The sequence below is a fragment of the Xylophilus sp. Leaf220 genome, assembly GCF_001421705.1.
GTDB lineage: Bacteria > Pseudomonadota > Gammaproteobacteria > Burkholderiales > Burkholderiaceae_C > Xylophilus.
Genome location: NZ_LMKO01000004.1, coordinates 15,699 through 28,197, shown reverse-complemented (window position 1 = coordinate 28,197; position 12,499 = coordinate 15,699). Strand labels below are relative to the sequence as shown.

Genomic DNA, 12,499 nt, shown 5'->3' with positions numbered 1-12,499 from the left:
GGAGACAAGCATGCACCCCACCCGTCGCCCACCGGCGCTTCCGGATCCCACCCGCCGACGCACCGGCATCGCCCTGGGGGCCGCGCTGGCCGCGGGCCTGGCGCCCGCCGGTGCGCTGTGGGCCCAGGCGCCGGCCTGGCCCGCCCGGCCGGTGAAGGTGGTCGTCGCCTTCACCGCCGGCGGCACCACCGACATCCTGGCGCGCGCCGTCACGCAGAAGCTCACCGAGAAGCTCGGCCAGCCCTTCGTCATCGACAACAAGCCCGGCGGCGGCGGCAACATCGGCACCGAGATGGTGGTGCGGGCGCCGGCCGACGGCTACACGCTGATCGTCAACTCGGTCGGGCCGATGGCGGTCAACCAGACGCTCTACAAGAACCTGCCCTACGACCCGCTGAAGGACCTGGTGCCGGTGGTGCAGATCGCCGACGTGCCCAACGTGCTGGTGGTGCACCCGGACGTGCCGGCCAAGACCTTCGAGGAATTCATCGCCTATGCGAAGGCGAACCCGGGCAAGCTCAGCTACGGCTCCACCGGCGTCGGCACCTCGTCGCACCTGTCGAGCTACATGCTGAGCCAGCGCATCGGCGCCGACACGCTGCACGTGCCCTACAAGGGCGCCAACGCGCTCAACGACCTGCTGGCGGGCCGGCTGCAGTTCATGTTCGCGACCATCCCGTCGGTGATCCAGCACATCCGCGCCGGCAAGCTGCGCGCCGTGGCGGTGTCGAGCGAGAAGCCCTCGCGCTCCCTGCCGGGCGTGCCCACCGTCGCCAGCAAGGGCTTCCCCGGCTTCGCGGCCGGATCGTGGTTCGGCTTCTTCGCACCCAGGGGCACGCCGCAGGCGGTGGTGGCGTTGCTGAACAGATCGGTCAACGAGGTGCTGCCCTCGCTGGAGGAGCAGATGGTGCGCGAGGGCGCCGATCCGGTGGGCGGCAGCGCCGAGCAGTTCGGCGCCTTCACCCAGCGCGAATACGAGAAGTGGAAAGAGATCGTGCGCAGCTCCGGCGCCACGCCGGAATGAGCGGGCCGCTGCGCATCCTGCTGTCGGACGCGGCGCGGGCGGCGCACGGCGGGGCCATCGCGGCGGCGGTGCCGGGCCGGCCGGTCGCGTTCGTCGCCCCGGGGCCGGGGGCGGATGCCGAGGTGGCTTTTCTCTCGCGCGACGTCACCGGCCTGTCGACCAAGCACGAGGTGCTGCCGGCGACGCAGGCGTTCTATGACGCGCTGCTGGCTGCGCCCGGCCTGCGGTGGACGCACATCCATTCGGCCGGCGCCGACCGCCCGGTGTTCGACGCGCTGCGGGCCCGCGGCGTGCGGCTCAGCACCTCGTCGGGCACCAACGCCGGCGTGGTGGCGCAGACCGCCGTCGCCGGGCTGCTGGCGCTGGCGCGGCGGTTCCCGCAGCTGATGGCGGCGCAGCGCGCGCACCGCTGGGCCCCGCTGATCGGCAGCGGCCTGCCGCGCGACCTGGCGGGGCAGACCGCGGTGGTGGTGGGCTGGGGCCCGATCGGCCAGCGGATCGGCACGGTGCTGCAGGCGCTCGGCCTGTCGGTGGTGGTGGTGCGCAGCAGCGCCCGGGCCGCCGGGCTGGGCCTGCCGACGGTGGCCTTCGAGGACATCGGCGCGGTGCTGCCCCGCTGCGACTGGCTGGTGCTGGTGTGTCCGCTGACCGACCGCACCCGCGGCCTGGTCGGAGCGCCGGCGCTGGCCCTGCTGCCGCCGGGCGCCCATCTGCTGAACCTGGCGCGCGGCGACGTGGTGGACGAGCCGGCCCTGGTCGAGGCGCTGCAAGAGGGCCGGCTGGCCGGTGCCTTCCTCGACGTCTTCGCGCACGAGCCGCTGCCGGCGGCCTCGCCGCTGTGGGACCTGCCCACCGTGATCGCCACGCCGCACAGCGCGGGGTTCTCCGACGGCAACGCGGCGCGGGTGGTGCGGATGTTCCTGGACAACCTGGGCCGCTGGTGCGACGGGTCGCCGCTGCTCAATCCGGTGGCCTAGACGCGGCGTTCAGGCATCGAATAGGCCCGCAGCCGGCGTTCCGCGCCGGTCTCCAGCTATCGAAATGTGAGCAAGCGGCCTAGTCGCCGGTCACGCTCGGGTCGCTGTAGACCGCCTCCAGCGGCAGGCGGCGGCCGGCCAGGTAGTCCTCCAGGCAGCGCAGCAGCAGCGGGCTGCGGTGGCGCTCGGGGCAGGCGCGGATCTCGTCGGCCGTCATCCAGACGGCGCGCACGATGCCTTCGTCGAGCGGCTGGTCGGGGAAATGCGCGCCCACCTCGCCGCTGAAGGCGAAGCGCAGGTAGGTGATGTCCTCGCCGTCGCGGCTGCGCTGGAAGCGCGAGATGTAGACGCCGACAAGCGCGGTCGGGGTGAAGACGTAGGCCGATTCTTCCAGCGCTTCGCGGGCGCAGCCCTGGGCGGGCGTCTCGCCCAGGTCGAGGTGGCCCGCCGGGTTGTTGAGCTTGAGTCCGTCGCCGGTGTGTTCCTCCACCAGCAGGAATCTGCCGTCGCGCTCCATCACCGCCGCGACGGTGACGTTGGGTTTCCAGCGGGGGGCGGCCGTAGTGTTCATGGCGGGCATTATCCCGGGTGCCATGCGCGGAGCGATCCAGTAAGCTCCGGCTCGCACCATCCTGACAACACGAGGAGCAGCCATGCGCATAGGCGTACCGTCGGAGACGACGGCCGGGGAGACGAGGGTCGCGGTGACGCCGGAGACGGCCAAGAAGCTGGTGGCGCAGGGCCACGCGCTGCACATCCAGTCGGGCGCGGGCCTGGCGGCCAGCGCGACAGATGCGGCGTACGCCGCCGCGGGCGCCGAGATCGTGGACGCGGCCGCTGCCTTCGGCGCCGACCTGGTCCTGAAGGTGCGCGCCCCGTCGGAGGCCGAGCGTCCCCTGCTGCGCCCCGGCACCGCCGTCGTCGGCATGCTCGACCCGTTCGACGCCCCCGGCCTGCAGCGTCTGGCCGCCGCCGGCGTCACCGGCTTCGCGCTGGAGGCCGCGCCCCGCACCACCCGCGCCCAGAGCATGGACGTGCTCTCGTCGCAGGCCAACATCGCCGGCTACAAGGCGATCATGGTCGCGGCAGAAAAATACCAGCGCTTCTTCCCGATGCTGATGACCGCCGCCGGCACGGTCAAGGCCGCCCGCGTCGTGGTGCTCGGCGTCGGCGTGGCCGGCCTGCAGGCCATCGCTACCGCCAAGCGGCTCGGCGCGGTGATCGAGGCCTCGGACGTGCGGCCGTCGGTCAAGGAGCAGGTCGAATCGCTCGGCGCCAGGTTCATCGACGTGCCGTACGAGACCGACGAAGAGCGCGAGGCCGCCCAGGGCACCGGCGGCTACGCCCGCCCGATGCCGCAAAGCTGGCTCGACCGGCAGAAGGCCGAGGTCGCCAAGCGGGTGGCCGCGGCCGACATCGTCGTCTCCACCGCGCTGATCCCGGGCCGCCCCGCGCCGGTGCTGGTCACCGAGGACATGGTCCGCGCGATGAAGCCCGGCTCGGTCATCGTCGATCTCGCCGCCGGCAGGGGCCCTGGCGGCGTCGGCGGCAACTGCCCGCTGACCGAGACGGGCCGCACCGTCGTCGTCCACGGCGTCACCCTGGTCGGCGAGACCAACCTGCCGGCGCTGGTCGCGGCCGACGCCTCGGCGCTCTATGCCCGCAACGTCCTCGACTTCCTGAAGCTGGTGCTGCCGAAGGATGCGACCACGCTGCAGATCGACACCGCCGACGACATCGTGGCCGCCTGCCTCGTGGTGCAGGGCGGCGAAGTAACGCGCAAGTAGAGGACGCCGCCATGGAAATCTCCCACACCCTCACCAACCTGGTCATCTTCGTGCTGGCGATCTACGTGGGCTACCACGTGGTCTGGACGGTGACGCCCGCCCTGCACACGCCGCTGATGGCGGTGACCAACGCCATCTCGGCCATCGTGATCGTCGGCGCGATGCTGGCCGCCGCGCTCACCACCACACCGCTCGGCAAGACGATGGGCGTGCTGGCGGTCGCGCTGGCGGCGGTCAACGTCTTCGGCGGCTTCCTGGTCACCCGGCGGATGCTGGAGATGTTCCGCAAGAAGGAAAAGAAGGCCGCCCCGCCCGCCGCGGCGACCACCGATGGAGGGGCTGCCCAGTGAGCATGAACACCGTCACGCTGCTCTACCTCGTCGCCAGCGTCTGCTTCATCCAGGCCCTGAAGGGCCTGTCCCACCCCACCACCTCGATCCGCGGCAACGCCTTCGGCATGGCCGGCATGGCGATCGCGGTGGCGACCACCGCCGCGCTGATCGTGACGCTGGCCGGCAGCGCGCTCGGACTGGGCTGGGTGCTGCTCGGCCTGCTGGTCGGCGGCGCCGCCGGCAGCGTGATGGCCCAGCGGGTCGAGATGACCAAGATGCCCGAGCTGGTCGCCTTCATGCACAGCATGATCGGCCTTGCGGCGGTCTTCATCGGCATCGCCGCGGTGGCCGAGCCCTGGGCGTTCGGCATCACGCCTGCACCGGTGGCGGCAGCCGTGGGCGTGCCGACGGCCGAAGGCGCGCTGGTGGTCGACGGCTTCCTGCGCTACGCCATTCCCTACGGCAACCGGCTGGAGCTGTTCTTGGGCGCGGCCATCGGCGCGATCACCTTCAGCGGCTCGGTGATCGCCTTCGGCAAGCTGTCGGGCAAGTACAAGTTCAGGCTGTTCCAGGGCGCGCCGGTGCGTTTCGCCGGCCAGCACTGGCTCAACCTGGCACTCGGCCTGCTGACGGTGGGGCTGGGCCTGGTGTTCGTCCTGACCGAGAGCTGGCCCGCCTTCTTCGCGATGCTGGCGCTGGCCTTCGTGATGGGCGTGCTGATCATCATCCCGATCGGCGGGGCCGACATGCCGGTGGTGGTGAGCATGCTCAACAGCTATTCTGGCTGGGCGGCGGCGGGCATCGGCTTCAGCCTGAACAACAGCATGCTGATCATCGCGGGAAGCCTGGTCGGCAGCTCGGGCGCGATCCTGAGCTACATCATGTGCAAGGCGATGAACCGCTCGTTCTTCAACGTGATCCTGGGCGGGTTCGGCGGCGAGGCCGCGGCCGCGACGGCGGGCGGCGGCGAACAACGCCCGGTGAAGTCCGGCAGCGCCGACGACGCCGCCTTCGTGCTGGGCAACGCCGAGACGGTGGTGATCGTGCCGGGCTACGGCCTGGCGGTGGCGCGCGCCCAGCACGCGGTCAAGGAGCTGGCGACCAAGCTCACCGAGCGGGGCATCACCGTCAAGTACGCGATCCACCCGGTGGCCGGCCGCATGCCCGGCCACATGAACGTGCTGCTGGCCGAGGCCGAGGTGCCCTACGACCAGGTCTTCGAAATGGAGGACATCAACGGCGAGTTCGGCCAGGCCGACGTGGCGATCATCCTGGGCGCCAACGACGTGGTGAACCCGGCCGCGCACACCAAGGGCAGCGCGATCTACGGCATGCCGATCCTCGAGGCCTACAAGGCCAAGACGGTGATCGTCAACAAGCGCAGCATGGCCGCGGGCTATGCGGGGCTCGACAACGAGCTGTTCTACATGGACAAGACGATGATGGTCTTCGGCGACGCCAAGAAGGTCGTCGAGGACATGACCAAGGCCATCGAGTAGCCTCCCCGGCACCCGCCGGCGCAGCGCCACCCTGGGTGCGGCAGGCCTGCGGGCCCTGCCGCACCACCCCGGAAACCCCCATTTAGCACGGTCGTGCTTTCCTGCACAATCGGTCGGCTGAGGAGACACCGCACACATGGACAAGACCTGGCTTTCGCAGTACCCGGCCGGCGTGCCGCACGAGATCGACACGGCGCAGTACCGCTCGCTCGTCGCCCTGATGGAGGAGAGCTTCGGCCGTTTCGCCGACCGCTCCGCCTACAGCTTCATGGGCCGGGACGTGCGCTATTCCGAGACCGACGCCACCAGCCGCAAGCTGGCCGCCTACCTGCAGGGCCTGGGGCTGGCCAAGGGCGACCGGGTGGCGATCATGATGCCCAACGTGCCCCAGTACCCGGCGGCCGTAGCGGCCATCCTGCGGGCCGGCTGCATCGTGGTCAACGTCAACCCGCTCTACACCCCGCGCGAGCTGGAGCACCAGCTGAAGGACTCGGGCGCCAAGGCGATCTTCATCGTCGAGAACTTCGCCCACACGCTGGAGCAGTGCATCGCCGCCACGCCCGTCCAGCACATCGTGCTGTGCGCGATGGGCGACCAGCTGGGCTTCGTGAAGGGCGCCATCGTCAACTACGTGGTGCGCAGTGTGAAGAAGCTGGTGCCGGCGTTCCGGCTGCCCGGCGCGGTGCGGTTCAAGGACGCGCTGTCGCGCGGCGCCCGCGGCCGCTTCACCGCGCCCGAGATCGGGCCCGACGACGTGGCCCTGCTGCAGTACACCGGCGGCACCACCGGCGTCAGCAAGGGCGCGGTGCTGCTGCACCGCAACGTGATCGCCAACGTGCTCCAGTCCGAAGCCTGGAACGACCCGGCGATGCAGAAGGTGCCGAAGGGCGAGCAGACCACCGTCATCTGCGCCCTGCCGCTCTACCATATCTTCGCCTTCACGGTGAACATGATGCTGGGCCTGCGGGTCGGCGCCAAGACGGTGCTGATCCCCAACCCGCGCGACCTGGCCGGCACCCTCAAGGAGCTGGCCCGGCACCGGTTCCACAGCTTCCCGGCGGTCAACACGCTGTTCAACGGCCTGGCCCGCCACCCGGACTTCGACAAGGTCGACTGGAGCCACCTGGCGGTGTCGGTCGGCGGCGGCATGCAGGTGCAGGCGGCGGTCGCCGAGCTGTGGCTCAAGAAGACCGGCTGCCCGATCGTCGAGGGCTACGGCCTGTCGGAGACCTCGCCGTCCGTCAGCTGCAACCCGAGCAACAGCACCGCCTACACCGGCACCATCGGCCTGCCGCTGCCTTCGACCGAGATGAAGCTGGTCGACGACGACGGCCACGAGGTGCCGCTGGGCGAGCGCGGCGAGATCGCGATCCGCGGCCCGCAGGTGATGGCCGGCTACTGGCAGCGCCCAGACGAGACCGCCCGGTCGATGACGGCCGACGGATTCTTCAAGTCGGGCGACATCGGCGTGGTCGATTCGCGCGGCTACTTCCGCATCGTCGACCGCAAGAAGGACATGATCCTGGTGAGCGGCTTCAACGTCTACCCGAACGAGGTGGAGGAAGTGGTAGCGGCGCTGCCCGGCGTGCTGGAGTGCGCGGCCGTCGGCGTGCCCGACGACAAGACCGGCGAGGCGGTCAAGCTGGTGATCGTGCGCCAGGACCCGGCCCTCACCGAGGCGCAGGTGGCCGAGTTCTGCAAGGCCAACCTCACCGGCTACAAGCGGCCCCGGGTGATCGAGTTCCGCGAGTCGATGCCCAAGACGCCGGTCGGCAAGATCCTGCGCCGCGAGCTGCGCGACAAGCGCTGACCGCCCTGCGGCCGGGCCCGCCACCCGGCGCTGCGCCGGCGCCGCGGCGCGGGCCGCCGGCACGCTGACGCCGCGGTGGCGGCGCAGGCGAACCGGCATGCGATCATCGACGCGATGACCACCGCACCCGTTCCCGGCGCCTCCGCGCCCGCTTCGTTCCCCTCCTCGGACACCCCCCGCCCGCTGGCCATCCTCAGCGCACTGCCCGAGGAGCAGCAGGGCCTGGAACAGCGCCTGACCGACCCGCAGCCGGCCGCCACCCATGCCGGCCGGCGCTTCGTGCGGGGCCGGCTGCACGGCCGGCCGGTGGTGCTGGCGCTGTGCGGCATCGGCAAGGTGGCCGCCGCCACCACTGCCACCGTGCTGGCCGAGCGCTTCGGCGTGCGGGGCATCGTCTTCACCGGCGTGGCGGGCGGGCTGGGCGAGGGCGTGCAGGTCGGCGACATCGTGGTGGCCGAGGCCTGCGTGCAGCACGACATGGACGCATCGCCCCTGTTCCCGCGCTTCGAGGTCCCGCTCTACGGCCGCGCGCTGTTCGAGACCGACCCGGCGCTGACCGGCCATCTGGCACAGGCGGCCCACGCCACCCTGCAGGACCTGCCCGCCCTGGTGCCCGCGGCCGACCTCGGCCGCTTCGACCTGCAGGCGCCCCAGGTGCACTGCGGCCTGCTGGCCAGCGGCGACCGCTTCGTGGCGTCGCGGCAGGAGGCCGCGCTGCTGCGCGCCGCGGTGCCCGACGCCCTGGCGGTCGACATGGAGAGCGCCGCCGTCGCCCAGGTCTGCGCCGACTACCGCATCGCCTTCGCCGCCGTCCGCACCGTCTCCGACCGCGCCGACGAAACCGCCCACGTCGACTTCCCTGCCTTCGTCACTGCCGTCGCCAGCCGCTACGCCGAAGCCGTCATCGGCCGTTTTCTGGATTTGCTACAAAAAGAATAGCTGGAGGCCGGCGCACGGAGCTGGCTGCAGCCTCTTTTCTCTTGAGATTTTCCGCGGATTCCCACACCACGCGTGAAGAGGTGAAAGAAGCGTAGCGAGCAGCCCCGAGTGCGCGCCGAGGACCGGAGCCGTACTCCTGTACGGTGAGGACCGCAGGCGCGCAATCGGGGCGCGCAGTAGCTTATTTCACCTCTTCACCCAAGCCAGCCGCGGCGGCGGAAGTACCACATGGGGCCGACGGCGCTGGTCACCATCAGCGCCAGCACGTACGGATACCCCAGCGTCCAGTCCAGCTCCGGCATGTACTTGAAGTTCATCCCGTAGATGCTGGCGATCAGCGTCGGCGGCAGCAGCGCGACCGAGGCCACCGAGAAGATCTTGATGATCTTGTTCTGGTTGATGTTGATGAAGCCGACCGTCGCGTCCATCAGGAAGTTGATCTTGTCGAACAGGAAGGCGGTGTGGTTGTCGAGCGACTCGATGTCGCGCAGGATCTGGCGCGCCTCCTCGAACTGCTCGGCGTTGAGCATTTTGCTGCGCATCATGAAGCTCACCGCGCGGCGGGTGTCCATCACGTTGCGGCGGATGCGGCCGTTCAGGTCTTCCTGCCGCGCGATGGCGCCCAGCACCTTGCCGGCCAGCTCGTCGGTCACCTCGCCCGACAGCACCATCGTGCTGGCCTTCTCCAGCGCCTCGTAGATGTTCTCGAGCGTGTCGGCCGAGTATTCGGCGTCGGCGTCGAACAGCTTCAGCAGCACGTCCTTCGCGTCCTCGATCAGGCCGGGCGCGCGGCGGGCGCGCATCCGCAGCAGGCGGAAGGTGGGCACGTCCTCGTCGTGGATGGTGAACAGCACGCCGCGGCTCTTGTTGCCGCCGTTGTACTGGTTGAGGATGAAGGCCACCCGCACCGAGCGCGGCTCCTCGTCGTCGTCGATCAGGAAGTCGCTGCGGACATGCAGGTCGCCGTTGTCTTCCTCGTAGAAGCGGGCCGATTCCTCGATGTCCTCGCCGGTCGCATCCTCGGGGATCGACAGGGCGTAGTGGTGCTTGATCCAGCGTTTCTCTTCGGGCGTGGGCGCTTCCAGGTCGACCCAGATCGGCTGGAACCGGGTGAGCTCTTCGAGCGACTCGATCTCTTCCTGGACGAGCCGGCCGTTGACGAGCGAAAAAATGTTGAGCATGGCGAACTCCCGTGGCGGGTTGCATCGGTCTTGTGGGGGCGGGGGCAGGCTTCCAACCCCCGGCCGCGCAGGGCGCGCCACTGGAGTTGAAAGCTACCGACTGGGAAGGGATTCCAAGGTGCTTGTGTCTGAAAAAGTCAGGCCGGGATTATGGCACTGCAGCATTCGCCGGCGCCCCGAAGCGGTGCCTGCGCGCGCCACCGGCCGCGGTACGGGGCAACCCCGCTTCCGCATCGGGTATTGGCCCGCATTCCGTGGCTACCGCGGTTTTTTACATTCCCGTGAAAACCGCAAAATCGCGTTGAATATCAAAGGCTTGGCGCTGCACGGCGCCGCTTGCGAAGCCGTTCGCGATTGATTTCTGCCGGACCGGGGCGCATCATGGATTTGCCGGCACACATGAGTTCGTTCCGCCCCCGAAAGGCGGTCATTTCCACTGGAGTTTGTTTTCCTGGAGGCTACTTATGAATCTGACGATCAGCGGTCATCACCTTGATGTCACCCCCGCCCTGCACGAGTACGTGACGGCCAAGATGGACAGGATCTCGCGGCACTTCGACCAGGTGGTCGACGTCAAGGTCCTGCTCAGTGTGGAGAAGCAAAAGGAAAAGCAGGGACGCCAACGCGCCGAATGCAACATCAACGTGAAGGGCAGCAGCATGTTCGCCGAGTGCGCCCATGCGGATCTGTACGCCGCCGTCGACGAACTCGTCGACAAGCTCGATCGCCAGGTGGTCCGCCACAAGGACCGTGTCCAGGACCATCACCACGCGGCGCCCAAGCGGCTGATGTGAGCCTGCGCCGTGTCGGCCCCGGCTGTTGCGCGCCTGCGCCAGCCGTGCGGCCCCGGGGGTGGATTGTTGCAGTGCAATGTGCATAATCCGCCCTCACACCATGAATCGTCTCGCCTCCATATTGCCGGCCGCTCAAGTGCTCGTGAGCGTAGACGCCACCAGCAAGAAGCGTGCATTCGAAGAGGCGGGACTTCTTTTCGAAGAGCTGCACGGCCTGAGCCGTGCGCTCATCACCGACAGCCTCTTCGCCCGCGAGCGTCTCGGCTCGACCGGCCTGGGCCACGGTGTGGCGATTCCCCACGGACGCATCAAGGGCCTGAAGGCGCCGATGGCCGCGGTGTTCCAGCTGGCCCAGCCGATCGGCTTCGATGCGCCGGACGAGCGGGCGGTGGCGCTTCTCATCTTCCTGCTGGTGCCCGAGGCGGCCACGCAGAAGCACCTCGAGATCCTCTCCGAGATCGCCGAACTGCTGAGCGACGCGCCCCTGCGCGAGAAGATCAAGACCTGCGTCGACGCGGCCGAACTGCACGCGATCATCAGCGCCTGGCAATCGACCCAGGTCGCCTGAGCCGGCTTCCTTCTTCCTGACGTCTTCGCCACCGGCCCGACCGCTTGAAACCCACCGTCGTCAGTGCCGACGCCCTGTTCGAGGAATTCCGCGGCTCGCTGCGCTGGGAGTGGATGGCCGGCCTGGGCGCGTCGGAGCGCAGCTTCGAGGCGGTGGCGGTATCCGCCGCACGCTCGGGCGCCGACCTGGTCGGCTACCTCAACTACATCCACCCGTACCGGGTGCAGATCCTGGGCGAGCGCGAGATCGCCTACCTGACCAACGCCACGGCCGAGGACTGCGCCCGCCGCATCGCCCGCATCGTGACACTGGAGCCGCCGGTGCTGATCATCACCGACGGCCAGACCGCGCCCGACGCGCTGGTGTCGATGTGCGAGCGGGCGCAGATACCGATGTTCGCCACCCACGAGTCGGCGGCCTTCGTCATCGACGTGCTGCGCGCCTACCTGTCGAAGCACTTCGCCGACCGGGTCACGATGCACGGCGTGTTCATGGACATCCTGGGCCTGGGCGTGATGATCACCGGCGAATCCGGCCTGGGCAAGAGCGAACTGGGGCTGGAGCTGATCTCGCGCGGCAACGGCCTGGTGGCCGACGATGCGGTCGATCTCTACCGGATCAACCAGGCGACGATCGAGGGCCGCTGCCCCGAACTGCTGCAGAACCTGCTGGAAGTGCGCGGTATCGGCCTGCTGGATATTCGCGCGATCTTCGGCGAGACGGCGGTGCGCCGGAAGATGCGGCTGAAGCTGATCGTGCACCTGGTCCGCAAGGAGACGATGGAGCGGGAATACGAGCGCCTGCCGTACGAGCCCCTGACCCAGGACGTGCTGGCGGTGCCGGTGCGCAAGGCGGTGATCCAGGTGGTGGCAGGCCGCAACATCGCCGTGCTGGTCGAGGCGGCGGTGCGCAACACCATCCTGCAGCTGCGTGGGATTGACACGTATCAGGAATTCGTGGAGCGCCACCAGCGCGCCATGGAACGCGGCGAGCCCGACTGAGACAGCGGGGGCGATCCTGCTGCGCGGCCCGATCGCGCAGCAACGGTTTGCGCCGTAATCCGTACGGCGGCGGCCTCAGCGCTGCGTCTGCTTGGCGGCAGCGTCCGGCGACAGGCCGAACAGGATCACCGTGTGGTCCTGCAGCACCCAGCCGCGGGCCTTGGCGATGGCCTGCAGACGCTTCTCGATCTCGGCGTCGTGGAATTCCTCGACCTTGCCGGTGGTGGTGCAGATCAGGTGGTCGTGGTGCTCGCCCTCGTTAAGCTCGTAGACCGCCTTGCCGCCTTCGAAATGGCGGCGGCTCAGGATGCCGGCCTGCTCGAACTGGGTCAGCACCCGGTAGACGGTGGCCAGGCCGATGTCGGATCGCTCCTCCAGCAGCACCCGGAACACGTCTTCCGCGGTCAGGTGGCGCTCGATGCTCTTCTGGAAAATCTCCAGGATCTTCAGGCGGGGCAGCGTGGCTTTGAGTCCGGTGCTCTTCAGGTCGTCGATGTTGGTGGGCATGGGCTGCAGGTCTCCAAGGCAGTCGGTTCGGGTTCGGTGCGCAGAGGCCGCGCGGGCGTCTGCAGGGCGCTGCGGCCAGG

General features: G+C 69.3%; 13 protein-coding genes. 10 read left to right on the top strand and 3 right to left on the bottom strand.

Annotation, left to right across the window (positions count from 1 at the left end; all coding sequences use genetic code 11):
• Positions 1 to 10 precede the first annotated feature (10 nt).
• Together ASE76_RS06530 and ASE76_RS06525 are read left to right on the top strand one after the other, a co-directional pair.
• On the top strand, positions 11 to 1,024 hold the full coding sequence (locus ASE76_RS06530; protein WP_082448093.1) for a tripartite tricarboxylate transporter substrate binding protein: 1,014 nt from the start codon (positions 11 to 13) through the stop codon (positions 1,022 to 1,024).
• A complete protein-coding gene (locus ASE76_RS06525) occupies positions 1,021 to 2,001 on the top strand; it encodes a D-2-hydroxyacid dehydrogenase (protein ID WP_055836617.1) in 981 nt (326 codons plus the stop codon). The genes ASE76_RS06530 and ASE76_RS06525 overlap by 4 nt, the downstream gene beginning before the upstream one ends.
• A 79-nt stretch (positions 2,002 to 2,080) precedes the next feature.
• Here the strand turns inward: ASE76_RS06525 and ASE76_RS06520 are convergent, their stop codons facing one another.
• Positions 2,081 to 2,572 carry an NUDIX hydrolase gene (locus ASE76_RS06520; RefSeq protein WP_156362548.1) on the bottom strand — a complete coding sequence of 164 codons (492 nt, stop codon included), beginning with the start codon at positions 2,570 to 2,572 and terminating at the stop codon, positions 2,081 to 2,083.
• An 82-nt stretch (positions 2,573 to 2,654) separates the two neighbouring features.
• On the opposite strand from ASE76_RS06520, the gene ASE76_RS06515 reads away from it, so the two are divergent.
• The 5 genes from ASE76_RS06515 (at position 2,655) to ASE76_RS06495 (ending at position 8,368) form a co-directional block, all read left to right on the top strand.
• Positions 2,655 to 3,788 (top strand): Re/Si-specific NAD(P)(+) transhydrogenase subunit alpha, encoded by a 1,134-nt coding sequence (locus tag ASE76_RS06515; RefSeq protein WP_055836611.1) that lies wholly within the window; start codon positions 2,655 to 2,657, stop codon positions 3,786 to 3,788.
• An 11-nt stretch (positions 3,789 to 3,799) separates the two neighbouring features.
• Complete coding sequence (locus ASE76_RS06510) at positions 3,800 to 4,138, top strand: NAD(P) transhydrogenase subunit alpha (RefSeq protein WP_055836608.1); 339 nt, start codon at positions 3,800 to 3,802, stop codon at positions 4,136 to 4,138.
• On the top strand, positions 4,135 to 5,619 hold the full coding sequence (locus ASE76_RS06505; RefSeq protein ID WP_055836605.1) for an NAD(P)(+) transhydrogenase (Re/Si-specific) subunit beta: 1,485 nt from the start codon (positions 4,135 to 4,137) through the stop codon (positions 5,617 to 5,619). The genes ASE76_RS06510 and ASE76_RS06505 overlap by 4 nt, the downstream gene beginning before the upstream one ends.
• Before the next feature lie 136 nt (positions 5,620 to 5,755).
• Positions 5,756 to 7,429, top strand: a complete 1,674-nt coding sequence (locus tag ASE76_RS06500; RefSeq protein ID WP_055836602.1) for a long-chain-fatty-acid--CoA ligase — start codon at positions 5,756 to 5,758, stop codon at positions 7,427 to 7,429.
• A gap of 114 nt (positions 7,430 to 7,543) precedes the next feature.
• Positions 7,544 to 8,368: a 5'-methylthioadenosine/adenosylhomocysteine nucleosidase gene (locus ASE76_RS06495; RefSeq protein ID WP_082448113.1), complete on the top strand. Its 825-nt coding sequence runs from the start codon at positions 7,544 to 7,546 to the stop codon at positions 8,366 to 8,368.
• A 194-nt stretch (positions 8,369 to 8,562) separates the two neighbouring features.
• Here the strand turns inward: ASE76_RS06495 and corA are convergent, their stop codons facing one another.
• A complete protein-coding gene (corA, locus tag ASE76_RS06490) occupies positions 8,563 to 9,549 on the bottom strand; it encodes a magnesium/cobalt transporter CorA (protein WP_055836599.1) in 987 nt (328 codons plus the stop codon).
• Positions 9,550 to 10,013: 464 nt separating this feature from the next.
• On the opposite strand from corA, the gene hpf reads away from it, so the two are divergent.
• The 3 genes from hpf (at position 10,014) to hprK (ending at position 11,912) form a co-directional block, all read left to right on the top strand.
• Positions 10,014 to 10,343, top strand: a complete 330-nt coding sequence (hpf, locus tag ASE76_RS06485; protein WP_055836597.1) for a ribosome hibernation-promoting factor, HPF/YfiA family — start codon at positions 10,014 to 10,016, stop codon at positions 10,341 to 10,343.
• A 100-nt stretch (positions 10,344 to 10,443) separates the two neighbouring features.
• On the top strand, positions 10,444 to 10,911 hold the full coding sequence (locus ASE76_RS06480; protein WP_055836594.1) for a PTS sugar transporter subunit IIA: 468 nt from the start codon (positions 10,444 to 10,446) through the stop codon (positions 10,909 to 10,911).
• A 44-nt stretch (positions 10,912 to 10,955) separates the two neighbouring features.
• Entirely contained in the window at positions 10,956 to 11,912 is a 957-nt protein-coding gene (gene hprK, locus ASE76_RS06475; RefSeq protein WP_055836591.1) for an HPr(Ser) kinase/phosphatase, read from the top strand.
• A 75-nt stretch (positions 11,913 to 11,987) separates the two neighbouring features.
• Here hprK and fur read toward each other — a convergent pair whose 3' ends face one another.
• Positions 11,988 to 12,419, bottom strand: coding sequence for a ferric iron uptake transcriptional regulator (gene fur, locus ASE76_RS06470; protein ID WP_055836588.1), 432 nt, complete (start codon positions 12,417 to 12,419; stop codon positions 11,988 to 11,990).
• Between the last annotated feature and the right edge of the window lie 80 nt (positions 12,420 to 12,499).

What these genes read in the sequence shown, in the direction of transcription:
- corA (WP_055836599.1), bottom strand. Translation starts at nt 9,549, where the DNA reads ATGCTCAACATTTTTTCGCTCGTCAACGGCCGGCTCGTCCAGGAAGAG.
- ASE76_RS06510 (WP_055836608.1), top strand. Translation starts at nt 3,800, where the DNA reads ATGGAAATCTCCCACACCCTCACCAACCTGGTCATCTTCGTGCTGGCG.
- ASE76_RS06500 (WP_055836602.1), top strand. Translation starts at nt 5,756, where the DNA reads ATGGACAAGACCTGGCTTTCGCAGTACCCGGCCGGCGTGCCGCACGAG.
- fur (WP_055836588.1), bottom strand. Translation starts at nt 12,419, where the DNA reads ATGCCCACCAACATCGACGACCTGAAGAGCACCGGACTCAAAGCCACG.
- ASE76_RS06480 (WP_055836594.1), top strand. Translation starts at nt 10,444, where the DNA reads ATGAATCGTCTCGCCTCCATATTGCCGGCCGCTCAAGTGCTCGTGAGC.
- ASE76_RS06530 (WP_082448093.1), top strand. Translation starts at nt 11, where the DNA reads ATGCACCCCACCCGTCGCCCACCGGCGCTTCCGGATCCCACCCGCCGA.
- ASE76_RS06495 (WP_082448113.1), top strand. Translation starts at nt 7,544, where the DNA reads ATGACCACCGCACCCGTTCCCGGCGCCTCCGCGCCCGCTTCGTTCCCC.
- ASE76_RS06525 (WP_055836617.1), top strand. Translation starts at nt 1,021, where the DNA reads ATGAGCGGGCCGCTGCGCATCCTGCTGTCGGACGCGGCGCGGGCGGCG.
- ASE76_RS06515 (WP_055836611.1), top strand. Translation starts at nt 2,655, where the DNA reads ATGCGCATAGGCGTACCGTCGGAGACGACGGCCGGGGAGACGAGGGTC.
- hpf (WP_055836597.1), top strand. Translation starts at nt 10,014, where the DNA reads ATGAATCTGACGATCAGCGGTCATCACCTTGATGTCACCCCCGCCCTG.
- ASE76_RS06520 (WP_156362548.1), bottom strand. Translation starts at nt 2,572, where the DNA reads ATGAACACTACGGCCGCCCCCCGCTGGAAACCCAACGTCACCGTCGCG.